The organism is Mesorhizobium metallidurans STM 2683 (genome assembly GCF_000350085.1).
Lineage (GTDB): Bacteria > Pseudomonadota > Alphaproteobacteria > Rhizobiales > Rhizobiaceae > Mesorhizobium > Mesorhizobium metallidurans.
Map to the genome: position 1 here is coordinate 70,671 of NZ_CAUM01000023.1, position 17,426 is coordinate 88,096.

Below are 17,426 nucleotides of genomic sequence, written 5' to 3' on the forward strand. Positions count from 1 at the left end.
CTAGTTGCCCGCCATCAGCGCGTTCCACTTTTCGTTCGCCACCTCGAAGTTTTGCACCCAGAACTTGATGTTCTGCTGATAGCCAAGCTTGAGCTTGTCCGGCGTGTTGGTCATGAACGCTGCCGTAACCTCGTCCACTTGCGGCTTCGCGTCTTTGTGGATCGGTGTATACGAGGTGGTTTTGGCAAGCGTCTCCTGCGCACTCTTGCCGACATAGGCGTTGATCAGCGCATAGGCCGCGTCGGCGTCCTTGACGCCCATCGGAATGGTCATCTGGTCCATCACGACCAGCCAGTCCTGCCACACCGGCGTGTACTTGGCGCCATTCTTCACCGTGGTCATGGCCCGTCCGGTCCACATCGCGATCATGTCGGCTTCGCCGGATTCGGCGAGTTGCTGGGAATCGGCGCCGGTCTTCCAGAAGATCGTGTCCGGACCGAGCGACTTCACCTTCTCGACAGCCTTGTCGATGTCGGCCACAGTCATGTTTTCCACCGAACCGCCGGCTGCAAGCAGCGCCTGCTCGATCATACCGCCGGACAGATCGCCGCTGCCTTCCAGAGCGCGCGAGCCCGGGAACTTCTCGACGTCGAAGAAATCCTTCCAGCTCTTGGGCGGATTATCCTTGTACTTTTCGGTGTTGTACATCAGCACCACGCCATAGTTCATGGCCGGCACACTGCATTCGCTGATCTGGCCTTCTGGAATGTTCGAGGTGTCGATCTTCGAGAAGTCCAGTTTCTGAAACAGCTTGCCGCAATAGACGTAGGGCGGGAAATCACCGGTATCGACGACGTCCCAGGTCACGTTGCCGGACTCGACCTGCGCCTGCAGTTTCGAGATTTCGGTTGGCCCGTCGCTGAGCAGCTTTACACCGGACTTGTCGACGAATTCCTTTAGCGCGGCAATCTGCCCATCCTGATAAATGCCTCCATACGAGACGAAGGTGAGCGTCTTGCCCTTCAGCGAGCCCTCGGCCACCTCGCCCGCCACGGGCTTGCTCTGTGCAAGCGCCGCGGTGGTCATCATCAGCAACCCGAATGCGATCCCCTGTCCAATCCTGATCCTCATGTTGCATTCTCCCATTTTATGTACACCCGCGTTACTTCAGTCCACCCGGCTGCGAGCCTTGTCCGGGCATATATTGATTGAGCTCCGCCGCGCCGCTGGTTGGCGGCGCAATGATCCAGAGCACCTCCGCCGGCGTCCCGCCAATGTTCACCGTGCGATGCGGCGTCGAAGTTGCGTACTCGATGCTGTCGCCCTCGTTCATGACGAAGCGCTCGTCGGCCAATGTCAGCTCGACTGTTCCCTTCAGGACGACGAACATCTCGTGCTTGCCGCCATGCGTGTAAGCGTCGTCGCCGGTCGAGCCGCCAACGTCGAAATCTCCCGAATAAACCTCGAATTCATGGATCGGCCGCCGCGACAGCAGCGTCTTTCGGCAACCCTGGCTGACCGGCAGCAGGGGGCGGCCGGCTCTGGTGAGCACCTTGTGGAAGGCGCCCTCGGTCTGCTCGAACAAATCATTGATGCCGAGGTCCAGGGCAGCCGCGATCCGCATCAGCGTGCTGGCGCTGGCTCCGCTCAGATTGCGCTCGAACTGGCTGATAAAGCTCGCCGTCGTGCCGACCATGTCGGCCAACTGGCGAAGCGAAATGCGTCGGGCCGTGCGTATGGCCTTGATCCGTCCACCGACATGCTTCGCCTTGCGCGCTTCCGTCGCCAGCGCGGCCACCTCCGGATATGTCGCAGGGTCGACTTTCACCGCGTTGCTCCCTCACTTAACACACTATTAAGTGGCGTGTTGGAACGCAAGCCATTTGTCGAGACACCCAAAGGTGCTGGGTCGCCGGCGGCTATGGAGCCTGGCCGACAACCGGCCGGAGCCGTTTGACAACAACCGATACATGGCCGGCGCATCCAGCAATCGACCTCCAAGTCCGGATAGCTCGTCGAACAATCCCGAGGCGGAAAGATCGGCGTTGACATGCAGGTATTTACCTGCATATTATGACCTCAACACGGACGAGATCAATGGACGCCGACAAGGTTTTCAAAGCGCTGGGCGACCCGACACGCAGAAGGCTGCTTGACCTTCTGTGCGAGAAGAACGGGCAGACGCTCGGCCAGCTTTGCGAGAACCTGGACATGGCAAGGCAATCCGCCACCCAGCACCTCGACCTGCTGGAGGCGGCCAACCTGGTGAACACGGTCAAGCGCGGCCGCGAGAAGCTGCACTTCATCAACCCGGTGCCGCTGCACGACATCTACGAGCGCTGGGTGCGGAAATTCGAACGGCAGCGGCTCAGCCTGCTGCACGACCTGAAGCAAGAACTCGAAGGAGGCGACCAATGACCCGAGAGACGACCAGTTTTGTCTACGTGACCTATATCCGCTCGACCCCGCAAAAGGTGTTCGAGGCCATAACCAGGCCGGACGTCGCAAGGCGCTACTGGGGCCACGAGAACGTCTCCGACTGGAAGGCGGGATCGAAATGGGAACATATCCGCGCCAATGACGAGCGCACCGTCGAACTCGTCGGCAAGGTCGTCGAAATCTCGCCGCCGACCCGTCTCGTGATGACCTGGGCGAACGCCTCGCAGGCCGACGACCCGTCGCAATACAGCCGGGTGACGTTCGCCATCGAGGAGTACGACACAATGGTGCGGCTCACCGTCACCCATGACGAACTCGAAGCCGGCAGCGGCATGGCGAAAGGCATCAGCCAGGGCTGGCCGGCGGTGCTGTCGAGCATGAAATCCTTCCTCGAAACCGGCAGCGGCATCGACCTTTTCGCCAAGCCGAAATCGGCCTGATCCCAGAGCAATTCCAGGAACAGTGTGAAACGGTTTTCCCGGGAAAAGCGCATAGCGCTTTCCCCAGGGAATTGCGCAAAAACAAAGAGATAGAGCGGGAGAATGACAATGACCAGGCGCTATACCGGCGGATGCGCATGCGGCGCGATCCGCTATGAAACAAGTGGCGAGCCTATCTTCGAGAACCACTGCCAATGCCTCGATTGCCAAAAGCGCAGTGGCACCGGGCACGGATCCTATGTGACCTTCGCCCAGCGCGCCGCTGCGACAATTACGGGCGAAGCAAAAACCTGGCGGATAAAAGGCGACAGTGGCAACGAAAAAATCAACGCCTTCTGCCCGACCTGCGGAACGCCGGTCTACCTGACATTCGCCGCCATGCCGGACCTAATAGCCGTCCACGCGACCAGCCTCGACGATCCCGGCCAGTTCCAACCGCAGGCGCTGACATACAGCATCCGCGGCCATGCATGGGACACGATGGATCCGATGTTGCAGGCATTCGAGCGAATGCCGCACGAATAGTATCCGCCGGAAGCAACGCTGGGGACGAATGCCACCAGCCCGTCCCGGAATCCGGCCAGTTTAACCGGTCAGTCGGCTCGCAGCGGTCTCGGCCATCGCATCGGCGAGGCCCATGTCCCATTGCGTGCGGCAATAGGCACGGAAATCGAAGCAGGGCAAGCCGGGGCAGACTTCGAACTCGATGAGGTGAACATGGTCGTCCGCCTCGACCCTGAAATCGATGGAAAACACATCGCGCAGGCCGAGCCCGGTCACCAGCCGCTCGGCGATGCGGCGGATTGTTGCGGCGGCGCCCGGCTGGATGTCGGCAACCGCCTCAAGCACCGGCTCCGTATACTCTCCCGCCGCCCTGGCGGCTTCGCCGGTGTCGCCGTAGAGCGCCAGGCTGTCGGCCATGGTCTGGAAATCGCCGCCCGAATCGACAAAGGCGATACCGAGCGCCTCGACGCCGGTATCCGGCTTCAGGCCGAGAAAACTTGCGCGCGCATTGCGCCCGGCGACATAGGGCTGCACGACGACATCGTCGCGATAGGCGGCAAAGACGCGCCGGCTAAGCTCCAGCGCGTGCTGCACATCACGGCAGCGCGAATCCGGCCAGATGCCGATCTTGGCGCCGAGCCGGTTCGGCTTGACGAACCAGCCGGCGTCCGAGGCCGGAGGCTCGACCAGCCAGCGGCCGTCGCGGGCAAGCCCGGCCTGTGGCACCGGCAGGCCGAGCGCGCCAAGCACGGCGCCGGCACGGAACTTGTCCTGGCAAAGCGCAAACAGCGCATCGTCGGCCCCGATAATCTTCAGGCCGTTTAGCCGTGCCAGTGCGGGTGCGGCGCCACCGCGGAAATAGGCGATGCCATCGGTCAGCGTCCAGACAAGCGTGGCCTCGGGATCCTCGCCGGCGAGCGCGCTCGCGGCATCGTCGAGCGCCACAGGTGTAAAGGACAGACCGCGCTTCAGGCAGGCAGCCGTCAGAGCGTCGAACTCGGGCGCGATATCGGTCGATTGCGCCAGATAGGAGGCGATTTCGGCGGCGCGCTCAGGCGAATGGCCATCGGCGACCAGCCGGCCGATGCAGGCCTTTTCCGGCTCGTAGACGAGGATCAGTTTCGGCTTGCGGCTTGACATGGGTGAGCGATTCCTGGCGGCGCGATCGCCTACCATCGCATGGCCAATGTATCAGGCTTTCGCTGAACCGACACCGGCCGGACGCCCGCACGACAGCGGCACCGATCACGGGTCTAGGCAATCAGCACACGCGGCTCGAAGCGGCCATTGACCGGAATGTCGAGCAGAAACGTCATGCCGCCTTGCAGATCGAGCAGGCGCTGTTTCTCACTCTTGCCCGACCAGGCGGAGGTGACCGCCAGCCGGTCGGCATTCCTGCCGACAAAGGCCGGGCAGGACGGCTGCGTCACCGGCATGGCGATCGAACGGACGAGCTTTCCGTCGGGTCCATAGGCCTCGATGACGCTGCCGCCCCAGCAGGCGTTCCACAAGATGCCGTCGCGGTCGAAGACCGAGCCGTCGATATAGCCCTTGGCCGAACGGTGATCGACGAACACCTTCGGCTCGCCGACCGGCAGGCCGGTCGCCGGATCGCAGCCGACGCGCATCAGCAAGCCGGTGCTGGTGTCGGTGTAGTGCGCGATCGTGCCATCCTGCGAAAAACAGATCGAGTTCGACACGGTGATGCCGGAATAGAGCTGCCGCAACTCGCCCTTGAAAAACCAGTAGATCGAGCCGGCGCCCTTCTCCTCGCCCTTGCCCATCGTGCCGACCCAGAAAGCGCCGCAAGGATGGACACGCGAATCGTTCGAGCGGGTGACCGCATTGTCGGGCTCGATCGGCGTGTGCAGCGTCAGCTTGCCGGTCGCGACATCGCGGACAAAGAGGCCGGTCTCGGCGGCGATCAGCTGCCGCTGCTCGTCGATGATGGCGATGGCGCTCGCCATCTGGCCAAGCTCGTGGACACTGGTCGCACCGCCGGACAGGCGCTTTTCCAGAAGCTGGCCGTTGACGATGTCGAACCAGAAGAGCGTATCGGTGGCGGGATCGTAACTCGGCCCCTCGCCGAGCTGGCAGACGTGGTCGGAAAAGACGGAAACGATGGTCTCGTTCATTGTGCTGCTCCAAACGCCGCATCCCAGGCCGCGACGGCGGCCTGCGCCCGCGTCGTCACCTCATCGACGCTCATGCCAGGCTTGAACAGGCTGGATCCCAGACCGAAGACGCTGACGCCGGCCGCCTTGTAGCCGGCAAAGTCCTTGTCCGAGACACCGCCGACCGCGCCGACGAGCGTCCTGGCGGGCAATACCGCGCGCATCGCCGCGATGCCGGTGGCGCCAAGCACACTGGCCGGGAAGAATTTCAACGCCGAGGCGCCGAGCCGGATGGCCTGGAACGCCTCGGTGGGCGTGAACACGCCGGGCATCGTCACCATGCCGTATGTCTTCGCGCGGCCCATCACTTCAGTGTCGATGTTGGGGCTGACCAGCAGCCGCCCGCCAGCCTTGTGCAGGCCATCGACATCGGTCGGTGTCAGCACCGTGCCGGCGCCGACCAGGGCCGCGAGGGGAAGCGCCTTGACGATGCTGGCGATGGAGACAAACGGATCCGGCGAATTGAGCGGCACTTCGATGGCTTCGATGCCGGCCGCGAAGACCGCCTGGCCGACGGCCACCGCCTCGTCCGGCCTGAGGCCGCGCAGGATGGCGACAAGGCCGCGCCCGAGCTTCGGAAAGGGTGCGGTCTCGGTCATGCGGCAACTCCACTTTTGGCGATCATGCCATTTTCGCGCGCCGCCTCGACCAGGCCGGCGCGCACCGCCTCGTCGGCGTCGACCGTCCTGATTTCAAGCCCGGCGAGGCCGAGCGCTTCGGCATAGAGCGCGCCGAGCGCGCCGGACGCGACCAGCACGACGGGCTCGGCACTTTTTCCATAGCGGCGGCTGGCCGAGGCGATCTCGCCGCCGATCAGCAGGCCGGACAGGCAAGCGGCGGCATCGTCGGCTTTCATATCCAGCAACAGGCCGGCGGCGCGGATCGCAAACAGTCTCGATGTCACGTCGCCGCCTTCGCCCAGCGCCGTCTCGCACCAGCGCCGGAAGAACGGATTGTCCGAAGTGACCGGACTGGGCTGCTCGCCCAGTGAATGGCGCAGGATCGAGTGCGCCGCCAGCACCGAATAGAGCTCGCCGGTCGGCCAGGTGCCGAAACCGGTGACCGCGCCGTCCTCGACGGCGACCCATTTCGAGTGCGTGCCGGGCATACAGACGAGATGGCGGCCCTTTGCCGGCAAACCGGCGCCGGCAAGCTGGGTTTCCTCGCCGCGCATCACGTCGGGCGCGTCGATCTCTCGCTGGGCGAGGCCCGGCACGATGCGGATGTCGCGGCGTTGGCCCTCTATGCGGGCAGCGCCGGCCAGGATGGCGCCGATCGGCGCCGGCACGGTGACATAGGACGCTTCCAGCCAACCCTGGCGCGAGCCGGCCATGCCGCAGATGATCACCGGCAGCGACGCCGGCGCGCCCATGGCGGCGAGGTGGCCTTCGAGGACTGTCGAAAAGCCTTTTTCGCGCGCGGTTATCAGCCCGTCGTCGCCGCGGCGTTCGGCAAGCACCGTGCCGGCATCGTCGAGCAGCCAGGCCCTGAGACGAGTGGTGCCCCAGTCGATCGCCGCGACCGCCGGCGCGTTGCTCGCAGTCCCTGGCCTCACAGGTAACCCCCGTCGACGATCAGCGTCTGCGCCGTCAGCATGCGCGAGCCATCCGAGGCCAGGAACAGCACCGTGCCGACGATGTCGTCGGCCTGCATGACGTCCTTGATGCATTGTTTGGCGACATGGGCGGCAAGCCCCTCTTCGGTGACCCAGAGCTCTCTCTGCCGCTCGGTGATGACCCAGCCCGGCGCAACGGCGTTGACGCGGATGCTGTCGGCGCCGAGCTTGCCGGCAAGACCCTTGGTCAGGCCGACGACGCCGGCCTTGGCGGCGGTATAGGCCGGCATGTCGGGGAAGTTCATCAGAAACGATGTCGAGGTGAAATTGATGATCGAGCCGCCGCCGGCCCGCTTCATGCCCGGCGCCACCGCCTGCGCGGCGAAGAAATGCGGACGCAGATTGACCGCGTGGTTGTTGTCCCAGAATTCCACGGTGACGTCTTCCACGGCGTGGCGATCGTCAAGGGCGGCATTGTTGACCAGCACGGTGACGTCGCCATGCGCCTCAACCGCCTTGGCGACAGCGGCGCGCAACGCCTCGATGTCGCGCAGATCGGCCTTGAGATAGAGCGGCCGCCGGCCGAGCTGGTTTTCGATGCGGTCGGCCAATGCCGTGCTCGGACGCTTGGCGATGTCGATGAAGGCGACCTTCGCGCCCTGGCGGGCAAACCCTTCGGTCAGGGCGGCGCCGATGCCGGAGCCGCCGCCGGTGATCAGCACCGAAGCGCCCTCTAGGTCGGCAAAACGCGCCGATGGCATCATTTTTTCTCTCCCGATCCAGGCCCTGTCCGGCCGGCGCGCATCCTATCCAGTAAGGTCGGAGGAGCAAGGGCGAAAAAACAGATTCGCTGGCTTGTTTTATGCAAAGTCGTTATCGCAAAACCGCTGCGCACCCTCGGGTCGAGCCCGAGGGCATGCTTTTGCGCGACATGCATCAAGTCTGACGAAATCGTCGCGCCGCGGCGGCAGCGCCGCCGGTCGTCAGGCCACTGTTGCGCGCATCTCGCCGCGGAACGAATCTCTGATATAGCCGAGCGTGGCTTCGGCATCGGCCGGCCTGCCGAACAGGAACCCCTGCCCGCCGGCGCAACCGAACTGGATGAGGCGCTGCGCCTGCGCCTTCTCTTCGATGCCTTCGGCGACCACGTCCACGCCGAGCCCTTCGCACATGGCGAGGATCGCCCGGATGATGTGCTCCGACGGGCGGTCGTCGAGAATGGAGGCGACGAAGGCGCGGTCGATCTTGAGCTTGTCGAAATGGAATTCGCGCAGCCGCCCAAGCGAGGACTGGCCGGTGCCGAAATCGTCGAGCGAGACACGGATGCCGACGCGGCGCAGGTCCTCGACGATCTTCTTGGCGGATGCCGGATCGTTCATCAGGCCGGTTTCGGTGATCTCGATCTCCAGCCGGCGCGGATCGAAGCCGGTGCGGTCGAGGATCGCCAATATGTGCAGGCCGGTGTTCTGGTCGACGAGCTGCGACGGCGACAGGTTGAAGGACAGGAACAACTCCTTCGGCCAGTTCCTGGCCGCCTCGGCGGCCTTGCGCAGCACAAGCTGCGACAGGGGACCGATGATGCCGCGTTCCTCGGCGATCGGGATGAAAACCGTCGGCGAGACCGAACCCAGGTCGCGATCGGTCCAGCGCGCCAGCGTCTCGAAGCCGATGGCGCGCCGCGTCCTGAGATCGACGATGGGCTGGAAATGCGGCTCGACTTCGCCGGCCGAAACGGCGCGGCGCAGCGCCTGCTCGATGCGGGTGACGCGCTTGGCCGCTTCTTCCATCTCTCTGCTATAGACGACGACCCGCCCGCGACCCGAGCGCTTGGCATGATAAAGCGCCGTCTCGGCCTTGCTGACCAGGATCTCGGTGGTTTCGTCGCCCGAATAGAACAGCGAGCAGCCGACCGAGGCCGAAAGCCTGGCGGTGCGTTCGCCGACATCGTAGGGCGCCGAAAGGATCTCGATCAGCATGCGCGATCTTGCGGCGGCCGCCTCCTCGCTGAACACCATCGGATAGAGGAAGGCGTATTCGTCGGCGCCGATGCGGCAGACGGTGGAGTAGCTGTCCATCGAAGCGCGCAGCCGCATCGCCACCTGGACCAATATCTCGTCGCCGGCCTTGTGCCCGAACAGGTCGTTGATCGGCTTGAAGCCGTCGAGGTCGAGGATGCCGACGGCGAACGGCGCCGGGTCGTCGGCACGGTCGCTGATCAGGCGGTCGACCTTGTCGAAGAAGCGGCGATGATTGCCCAGCCCAGTCAACGGATCGGTGAAGGCCTGATCCGTGCTGTCCCTGCCTGTCTGCCCGGTGCCAAACAAAGTTTGCATCGGTGTCCCTGTTTTTGCGCTCGGAATTACTCCGACATTGCCAGCAAACCGTTTAGGAAACGTATCCCTGCGCCAAGCGAAGCATGCGTCACAAGGGCTCTGCCCAATTGGCAGAAGGCGCCAAGTTCCGTATATCGCTTTCGACGAACTTTGGAGATCTGCCGTGAAGTTGAAAGTCGCCGTCCAGATGGACCACGTCTCCACCGTCTCGATTGCCGGCGACACCTCGTTTGCGCTGTCGCTGGAAGCGCAGCGGCGCGGCCACCAGCTCTTCCACTACACGCCCGACCGGCTGTCGCTGCGCGACGGCAAGGTGTTCGCGCGCATCGAGGAAATGAAAGTCCGCGACGAGAAGGGCAATCACTACTCACTCGGCGAAAAGGTGCGCACCGACCTGTCCGAGATGGACGTCATCCTGCTCAGGCAGGATCCGCCCTTCGACATGAACTACATCACGACAACGCATATCCTCGAGCGCATCCACCCCGGGACATTGGTGGTCAACGACCCGGCCTGGGTGCGCAACAGCCCGGAAAAGATCTTCGTCACCGAATTTCCCGACCTGATGCCGGAAACGCTGATCACCAAGGATCCGCTTGAGGTCGCCGCGTTCCGCAAGGAATTCGGCGACATCATCGTCAAGCCGCTCTACGGCAATGGCGGCGCCGGCATCTTCCATCTGCTGGAGGGCGACCGCAACCTGGCCTCGCTGCTCGAAATGTTCGGCCAGATGTTCCGCGAGCCCTATATCGTGCAGCGCTATCTGAAGGACGTGCGCAAGGGCGACAAGCGCATCATCCTGATCGACGGCGAGGCGGTCGGGGCCATCAACCGGGTGCCGGCCGAGCACGATTCCCGCTCCAACATGCATGTCGGCGGCCGCGCCGAGAAAACCGAATTGACCGAGCGCGAGCGCGAAATCTGCGCCCGCATCGGCCCGTCGCTGAAGGAGCGCGGTTTTATCCTGGTCGGCATCGACGTGATCGGCGACTACATGACCGAGATCAACGTGACCTCGCCGACCGGCCTGCGTGAGGTGCAGCGCTTTGGCGGGGCGGATATAGCGAGCTTGTTCTGGGACTGTGTTGAGGGGAAGCGGAAGTAGTTTCCATTGCTTCGCGGAATCGGTCGTCTCCGGGACATCGACCTGGCCCGGAGCGTTGGGTTGTTCCCGTAATGTTCTTGCTTAAGCCCGAAATCTGTGGTTGTCTGAGCTGACGCCGTTCGCGGCATGATCGCATGGGCTTCGGGCGAGCCCGCATTCGGGGGCAGAAAAAATGGTGGCGCGGGTTCGCACGGTCGCTTTCCAGGGCATCGAGGCCGTGCCGGTCGACGTGCAGGTGATGATCGCACCGGGCAAGGTTGGCATGCACATCGTTGGTCTCGCCGACAAGGCGGTGGCCGAGAGCCGCGAGCGGGTGCAGGCGGCGCTGCATGCCTCCGGCCTGTCGATGCCGTCGAAGAAGGTGACGGTCAATCTGGCGCCGGCGGACCTCCCCAAGGAAGGCAGCCACTACGATTTGCCGATAGCGCTCGGCCTGATGGCCGCACTTGGCGCCATTCCGGGCGACATGCTGGCCGGCTATGTCGTGCTTGGCGAATTGTCGCTCGACGGCACCATCGCGGCGGTGGCCGGCGCGCTGCCGGCGGCGATCGGCGCCAATGCCGAGGGCAAGGGCCTGATCTGCCCGTTCGCCTCCGGGCCGGAGGCGGCCTGGGCCGGCAAGGAGTTCGACATATTGGCGCCGCGCAGCCTGATTGCGATCGCCAACCATTTTCGCGGCACGCAGGTGCTGTCCAGGCCCGAAGCCGGCATCAAGCTGGCGCCGCGCGACCTGCCTGACCTCTCCGATATCAAGGGCCAGGAGAGCGCCAAGCGGGCGCTGGAGGTGGCGGCGGCCGGCGGGCACAATCTGCTGATGGTGGGGCCGCCAGGGTCCGGCAAATCGATGCTGGCGCAGCGGCTGCCGTCGATCCTGCCGCCGCTGGCGCCGAAGGAGCTTCTGGAAGTCTCGATGATCGCTTCCGTGGCTGGCGAACTCGGCGAGGGCAAGCTGACCGACCGGCGGCCGTTCCGCGCCCCGCACCATTCGGCCTCGATGGCGGCGATGGTCGGCGGCGGCTTGCGCGTGCGGCCGGGCGAGGCCTCGCTTGCCCATCATGGCGTGCTGTTCCTCGACGAATTCCCCGAATTCTCGCCGCAGGCGCTCGACGCGCTGCGCCAGCCGCTGGAGACCGGCGACTGCATGATCGCGCGCGCCAACCACCGCGTCACCTATCCGGCGCGCATCCAGCTGGTCGCGGCGATGAACCCGTGCCGCTGCGGCATGGCCGGCGAGCCGGGCTATCGCTGCCTGCGCGGCGAGCGCTGCCGCACCGACTACCAGGCGCGTATCTCCGGTCCGCTGCTCGACCGCATCGATCTCAGGATCGAGGTGCCGGCGGTCTCGGCCGGCGATCTGATCCGGCCGGACCGGGCGGAAAAGAGTGCCGCGGTGGCGCTGCGCGTGGCCCGTGCCCGCACCATCCAGCGCGAGCGTTTCGAACGGCTGGGCGTCACCTCCGCCACCACCAACGCGCATTGCTCACCCTCCGTCATCGAGGAGATCGCCATGCCGGATGCATCCGGCCTGTCGCTGCTCAAGGACGCCAGCGAAAAACTCGGCTTTTCCGCCCGCGCCTATCACCGCGTGCTGAAAGTGGCGCGCACGTTGGCCGACCTCGACGCCAGCGAGACGGTCGGCCGCATCCATCTGGCGGAGGCGATCTCCTACCGCATGAGTTCGGAGCGGATGGCGCAGGCGGCGTAGGGCTTCTGCTGCTCGCTGGAAGTACGGTTGCGGGTTCGCGCCCGATGGTCGCATAGTTACGGTCATGGACCTAACCGGAGCTGAGGCGGGGATGATTCCGGTTTCGCCGGCGCGCACTGCCGAAGACTTCGAGACAGTGGCCAGACTTTGCCGCGAGCTTGCGCAATGGGATGCCGAAGCGGTGGCGCCTTACGGTGTCTCGGCTGAAGATGTGAAGGCCATCTTCCATCCTGAAACAAGCGGCGGCGAATTGGCGGCGAAATTCGGCGCGCCGGATGCCATGGCGTTCATCGCGCGATCGGAGAATCGGCCGGCGGGCTGCGTCGCCTTCGAGCAGTTCGATGACCACAAGACGGAGATTCACAAGTTCTTTGTCGACGCATCGTTCCGTGGAAAGGGAACCGGCCGTGCGCTGATCGGGGCCGCGCTGGCGGAGATCCGCAAAGGCCGGAGCCGGACGGTATTAATCCACACCGCGTTCTACATGAAAAACGCCATTGCCTTAAATGAGTCGTTCGGCTTCAGGCCTTGCCCACGCTTCCGTGAAACCCCGGAGCATGTCAGGCATACCGACATCTTCATGTCGTGCTCGATCGCGCCTGCTTGAAACAGGTCAGGCGCCCTGTTTTGCCTTCAGTTCCAATCTCCGCGCGTGCAGCACCGGCTCGGTGTAGCCGTTGGGCTGAACGCGGCCCTTGAACACCAGATCGCAGGCGGCGAGGAAGGCGATGGAATTGTCGAAATCGGGCGCCATCGGCCGGTAAAGCGGATCGCCCTCGTTCTGGCGGTCGACGATTGCCGCCATGCGCTTCATCGTCTCCATCACCTGGTTTTCCGTGCAGACGCCGTGGTGCAGCCAGTTGGCGATGTGCTGCGAGGAGATGCGCAGCGTGGCGCGGTCTTCCATCAGGCCGACATCGTGAATATCAGGCACTTTCGAGCAGCCGACGCCCTGGTCGATCCAGCGCACGACATAGCCCAGAATGCCTTGCGCGTTGTTGTCGAGCTCGGCCTGGATGTCGGCCTGCGACCAGTTCGGCCGCACCGCCACCGGCACCGAGAGGATGTCGTCGAGTTTTGCCTTGGGCCGGCTCTTCAGCGCTGCCTGGACGGCGTGGACATCAACCTTGTGATAATGCGTGGCATGCAGCGTCGCCGCTGTCGGCGACGGCACCCAGGCGGTGTTGGCGCCGGCCTTGGGGTGGGCGATCTTCTCAACCAGCATCGCCGCCATCAAATCGGGCATCGCCCACATGCCCTTGCCGATCTGGGCGTGACCGGCCAGCCCGCATTCGAGCCCGGTGTCGACGTTCCAGGCCTCGTAGGCGGAAATCCAGGCGGCCTGCTTCATGTCGCCCTTGCGGATCATCGGGCCGGCTTCCATCGAGGTGTGAATCTCGTCGCCGGTGCGGTCGAGGAAGCCGGTGTTGATGAACACCACGCGCTCCTTGGCGGCGCGGATCGCCTCCTTGAGGTTGACGGTGGTGCGCCGCTCCTCGTCCATGATACCCATCTTGATGGTGTTTTCTGGCATCCCGAGCAGCGCTTCGACGCGGCCAAAGATCTCGACGGCGAATGCGACTTCCTCGGGGCCGTGCATCTTGGGTTTCACGACATACATCGAGCCGGCGCGGGAGTTTTGCCGGCGTCCGTTCGCGCCGACATCGTGCAGCGCGATCAGCGCCGTCATGGCCGCATCCATGATGCCTTCCGGCACCTCGTTGCCGTCGCGGTCCAGGATCGCCGGATTGGTCATGAGGTGGCCGACATTCCTGACCAGCATCAGCGAGCGGCCGGGCAGCGTCAGTGCGCCGCCATCGGGCGCGGTGTAGTCGCGGTCGGGATTGAGTTTGCGGGTAAAGGTCTTGCCGGCCTTGGTGATCTCTTCCGCCAGGTCGCCCTTCATCAGGCCGAGCCAGTTGCGGTAAACCACGACCTTATCCTGCGCATCCACCGCCGCGACCGAATCCTCGCAGTCCTGGATGGTGGTCAGCGCCGATTCCAGGATGACATCGGCAATGCCAGCCGGATCGGTGCGGCCGATCTGGTTGGCGCGGTCGATGACGATCTCGACATGCAGGCCGTTCCTGACCAGCAGCACCGCTTCCGGGTTGGCGGCGTCGCCGCGATAGCCGGCAAATTGCCTGGGGTCGGCAAGCGTGGTGGCGCCGGCGCCTTCGCCCAGCCGCAGCATGCCGTAGGCAACGGAGAGACCGTTCACCCCCGCCCATTTGCCCGAGGTGAGCGGCACGGAGTCATCGAGGAAGTTCTTTGCCCAGGCCACCACCTTGGCGCCGCGTGTGGGATTGAAGGACTTGCCCTTTTCGGCACCGCCGGTCTCGGCAATGGCATCGGTGCCGTAAAGCGCGTCATAGAGCGAGCCCCAGCGGGTATTGGCGGCGTTCAGCGCATAGCGCGCATTCATCACCGGCACGACGAGCTGCGGCCCGGCGACCCCTGCGATCTCCGGGTCGACATTGCCGGTGGCGACCGAGAAGGCCTGCCCTTCCGGCACGAGATAGCCGATCTCCTTCAGGAAGTTCTTGTACGCCTCCATGTCGACGGGCGCGCCATTGTCGCGGTACCAGCGGTCGAGCTTCTCCTGCAGGGCGTCGCGCTTTTCCAGCAGCGTCCGGTTCTTCGGGGCGAGTTCGTGGACGATGGCCGCAAAGCCGGCCCAGAAGGCGTCCGGCTCGATGCCGGTGCCCGGCAGCGCTTCGTGCGCGACGAAGTCGTGCAATTCGCGGGCAATCCGCAATCCGGCGATCTCGATGCGATCGGTCATCAGGGGCTTCTCCAGGCGAAGGCTTTGCGCGCCTTTGGCATGTCGGGGTGGCAGGGTCAATTCAGCTTAGGGTGAAGGGATCATTTCGTCATCCTAGGGCGGAGCGAACGCGAAGCGGAGCGCAGACCCTAGGATCCATGCCGTGACCGGTGAGAGTCGCTGCGAATCCAGAATGAGGTGACCACCCTTGCCTCACAAGCTTCAGTTCTGCAGGCGTGGCGAAGCTCGAAGGTCACGGCATGGATCCTAGGGTCTCCGCGACGTCGCTTCGCTCCTGCTCCGCCCTAGGATGACGAAGGCGCGGGGTGCTCACACCGCAATCCTCGGCCTTCCCGACGCCACCGCCACGACATGCGCCTCGATGAACATGCGCTGGGCTTCGACCGTTGAGACGCGGAATTCGGTGACGACCTCGATCTCGGCGCTGTCGGTGCCGGCATCCTTCGCCCGCCCGGCGGCAAGCGCGCGCACATCGGCCTCGGCCGCCGCGATCGCCGCGGCTTCGTCGAGAAAATCGCGCACTGTCTCCCCGGACGAGACGCGGAACAGCCCTTCCCTGGGCTGGCTGACGCGGGCCTCGGCCGAGACGCGGACCTGGCCGACGACGGCGCCGAGCGCGTTGGCGACGTCGGTATCATCAGGCACGACGCAGTCATTGCCGACCAGTTCGGCGAGCCCGGCATAGTGCAGCGGCGCCGAAGCGCCGAGGCCGATGACCGGACGGTCGAGCGCGACGCTGAGCCGGGCGATGCCCGGATGGGAATCGACGGCGCGCTGCACCAGCGCGTGCGCCACGGTGGCCGCGCCGTCCAGCCCATCCTCGGCGAAGGCGGTTTCGAGGATGTATTCGGCCGACCAGCGCGTCAGCGTCACCAGCACCCGTTCCGAGATCGCCTCAGGCGTGGCGGCGATGAACTGGCCGCGGCCGTCGCGCTTGCGGGCGAACAGCTCGGCGCCGAGCCGGGCGGTCGCGGCATCCCAGTTGGCCTGCTTAGCCACGACATGGGCAGCATCCGAAGGCGTAAAACCTGAAATATGCACCAGGCCGCGCGACACCAGCCGGTTCAAGGTGGCGTTCTGGGCGTTCGAGGTGAGCAGCCTGTCCAGCGCCAGCGGCACGCTGCCGATCGCCTCGTAGAGTTTTGCTTCCGGCGCGGTGAGGCCGGCGGCGAGCCGCTCCGGCACGCCGGTGCGCACGGCGAAGCGGCCATCCATGCGACCGGGGTTCGCCGCGCGGATTTGGCGCTCCAGCTCCGCGATGACAGCCTCGCCATGCACCATGCCGGCCAGCGCCAGCGGCACCAGACGGCGCGGCCCGAGCAGGATTTTCGGGTTGAGCGCGCCATCCTCCAGCGCCACTTCGGAATCGCCGCCGAGGCCGAAGGTGCGCATGGCCACCGCCTCGACCATGGTGCGGAAGCCGCCGACGGTGGCGCCTTCCGGATCGAGCCGGGGCCGGCCGCCGTCGAGCACGGCGACATCGGTGGTGGTGCCGCCGATGTCGGAGACCATGGCATTGTCGAGCCCGGTCATGTGGCGGGCGCCGACCAGGCTGGCGGCCGGGCCGGACAAAATGGTCTCGATCGGCCGCTGGCGGGCAAAGGCGGCCGAGACCAGCGCGCCGTCGCCGCGCACCACCATCAGCGGGGCCGCAATCTTGCGGGCGGCCAAAAACCCTTCGGTCGCCGCCACCAGCCGGTCGATCATCGAGATCAGCCGGGCGTTGAGCAGCGTGGTGAGCGCCCGGCGCGGGCCGCCGAGCTTGGCCGACAATTCATGGCTGGCGGTGACCGGCAGGCCGGTTTTTTCGCGGATGAGTTCGCGCGCCGCGATCTCGTGCGCCGGGTTGCGGGTGGCGAAATAGGCGCAGACGGCAAAGCCCGACACCGAGGCGCCAAGCTCCGGCAGTGCTGCCTCCAGCCCGGCGAGGTCGAGCTTTGCCGCATTGCCATGGACATCATGGCCGCCGGGGCAGAACACGACCGGATCGGTGCCGAGTGCCGCCTTCAGCCCGTCACGGGCGAGGTCGCCCTCGGAAAAGCCGATCATCACCAGCGCGACGCGCCCGCCCTGCCCTTCGACCAGCGCGTTGGTGGCGAGCGTCGTCGACATCGACACCAGCTTGATCGCGGCCGGATCGGTGGCGGATTTCTCCAGCACCGCATCGACCGCGCCCGAAATGCCGACCGCCAGATCATGGCGCGTGGTCAGCGCCTTGGCCTTGGCCAGGACTTTGCCATTAGGGCCGCCGCCCTCCGACCACAGCACGGCATCGGTGTAGGTGCCGCCGGTGTCGATGCCGAGGAACAGGGGGGCGGATTTGGGCTTGGCGGTCATATTTGGGTCCGGCGAATTTCGTCCCCGCCCCTTAGCCGATACGGAACGGCGGATAAAGCTGCGAGCGCTGGGCCACGATGGATACGCTGCAGGCTTGCCCAATGCCGGC

The 17,426-nt window shown here is 65.1% G+C and carries 16 protein-coding genes; 6 read left to right on the top strand and 10 right to left on the bottom strand.

What is annotated here, in order from left to right:
* Complete coding sequence (locus tag MESS2_RS05225) at positions 1-1,071, bottom strand: extracellular solute-binding protein (RefSeq protein WP_008873052.1); 1,071 nt, start codon at positions 1,069-1,071, stop codon at positions 1-3.
* Between the two features lie 31 nt (positions 1,072-1,102).
* The gene (locus MESS2_RS05230) at positions 1,103-1,768 is read right to left on the bottom strand and encodes a helix-turn-helix domain-containing protein (protein ID WP_008873053.1); all 666 of its coding nucleotides are present in this window, start codon (positions 1,766-1,768) and stop codon (positions 1,103-1,105) included.
* 269 nt (positions 1,769-2,037) lie between these two features.
* Between MESS2_RS05230 and MESS2_RS05235 the strand changes: the two genes are divergently transcribed.
* The 3 genes from MESS2_RS05235 (at position 2,038) to MESS2_RS05245 (ending at position 3,344) form a co-directional block, all read left to right on the top strand.
* On the top strand, positions 2,038-2,358 hold the full coding sequence (locus MESS2_RS05235) for an ArsR/SmtB family transcription factor (RefSeq protein WP_008873055.1): 321 nt from the start codon (positions 2,038-2,040) through the stop codon (positions 2,356-2,358).
* Positions 2,355-2,819, top strand: coding sequence for an SRPBCC family protein (locus tag MESS2_RS05240; RefSeq protein WP_008873056.1), 465 nt, complete (start codon positions 2,355-2,357; stop codon positions 2,817-2,819). The genes MESS2_RS05235 and MESS2_RS05240 overlap by 4 nt, the downstream gene beginning before the upstream one ends.
* 108 nt (positions 2,820-2,927) lie before the next feature.
* A complete protein-coding gene (locus MESS2_RS05245) occupies positions 2,928-3,344 on the top strand; it encodes a GFA family protein (RefSeq protein ID WP_008873057.1) in 417 nt (138 codons plus the stop codon).
* A gap of 60 nt (positions 3,345-3,404) precedes the next feature.
* Here the strand turns inward: MESS2_RS05245 and MESS2_RS05250 are convergent, their stop codons facing one another.
* The 6 genes from MESS2_RS05250 to MESS2_RS05275 all read right to left on the bottom strand — a co-directional run bounded on the left by MESS2_RS05250 (position 3,405) and on the right by MESS2_RS05275 (position 9,385).
* A complete protein-coding gene (locus MESS2_RS05250; protein WP_008873058.1) occupies positions 3,405-4,463 on the bottom strand; it encodes a D-alanine--D-alanine ligase family protein in 1,059 nt (352 codons plus the stop codon).
* A 113-nt stretch (positions 4,464-4,576) separates the two neighbouring features.
* The gene (locus MESS2_RS05255; protein ID WP_008873059.1) at positions 4,577-5,458 is read right to left on the bottom strand and encodes an SMP-30/gluconolactonase/LRE family protein; all 882 of its coding nucleotides are present in this window, start codon (positions 5,456-5,458) and stop codon (positions 4,577-4,579) included.
* On the bottom strand, positions 5,455-6,096 hold the full coding sequence (locus tag MESS2_RS05260) for a 2-dehydro-3-deoxy-6-phosphogalactonate aldolase (RefSeq protein ID WP_008873060.1): 642 nt from the start codon (positions 6,094-6,096) through the stop codon (positions 5,455-5,457). The genes MESS2_RS05255 and MESS2_RS05260 overlap by 4 nt, the downstream gene beginning before the upstream one ends.
* Complete coding sequence (locus tag MESS2_RS05265) at positions 6,093-7,052, bottom strand: 2-dehydro-3-deoxygalactonokinase (protein WP_008873061.1); 960 nt, start codon at positions 7,050-7,052, stop codon at positions 6,093-6,095. The genes MESS2_RS05260 and MESS2_RS05265 overlap by 4 nt, the downstream gene beginning before the upstream one ends.
* Complete coding sequence (locus MESS2_RS05270) at positions 7,049-7,816, bottom strand: SDR family NAD(P)-dependent oxidoreductase (protein WP_008873062.1); 768 nt, start codon at positions 7,814-7,816, stop codon at positions 7,049-7,051. Before MESS2_RS05270 ends, MESS2_RS05265 begins: the two co-directional genes overlap by 4 nt.
* 219 nt (positions 7,817-8,035) lie before the next feature.
* Entirely contained in the window at positions 8,036-9,385 is a 1,350-nt protein-coding gene (locus tag MESS2_RS05275) for a putative bifunctional diguanylate cyclase/phosphodiesterase (protein ID WP_008873063.1), read from the bottom strand.
* A 163-nt stretch (positions 9,386-9,548) separates the two neighbouring features.
* On the opposite strand from MESS2_RS05275, the gene gshB reads away from it, so the two are divergent.
* From gshB to MESS2_RS05290, 3 genes are all read left to right on the top strand, one after another.
* On the top strand, positions 9,549-10,490 hold the full coding sequence (gene gshB / locus MESS2_RS05280) for a glutathione synthase (RefSeq protein WP_008873064.1): 942 nt from the start codon (positions 9,549-9,551) through the stop codon (positions 10,488-10,490).
* Between the two features lie 172 nt (positions 10,491-10,662).
* Complete coding sequence (locus tag MESS2_RS05285; protein ID WP_008873065.1) at positions 10,663-12,195, top strand: YifB family Mg chelatase-like AAA ATPase; 1,533 nt, start codon at positions 10,663-10,665, stop codon at positions 12,193-12,195.
* Positions 12,196-12,286: 91 nt separating this feature from the next.
* On the top strand, positions 12,287-12,802 hold the full coding sequence (locus MESS2_RS05290; RefSeq protein ID WP_040592157.1) for a GNAT family N-acetyltransferase: 516 nt from the start codon (positions 12,287-12,289) through the stop codon (positions 12,800-12,802).
* Between the two features lie 6 nt (positions 12,803-12,808).
* Here the strand turns inward: MESS2_RS05290 and MESS2_RS05295 are convergent, their stop codons facing one another.
* The gene (locus MESS2_RS05295) at positions 12,809-14,980 is read right to left on the bottom strand and encodes a malate synthase G (RefSeq protein ID WP_008873067.1); all 2,172 of its coding nucleotides are present in this window, start codon (positions 14,978-14,980) and stop codon (positions 12,809-12,811) included.
* Between the two features lie 309 nt (positions 14,981-15,289).
* A complete protein-coding gene (locus MESS2_RS05300) occupies positions 15,290-17,317 on the bottom strand; it encodes a hydantoinase/oxoprolinase family protein (RefSeq protein ID WP_008873068.1) in 2,028 nt (675 codons plus the stop codon).
* Between the last annotated feature and the right edge of the window lie 109 nt (positions 17,318-17,426).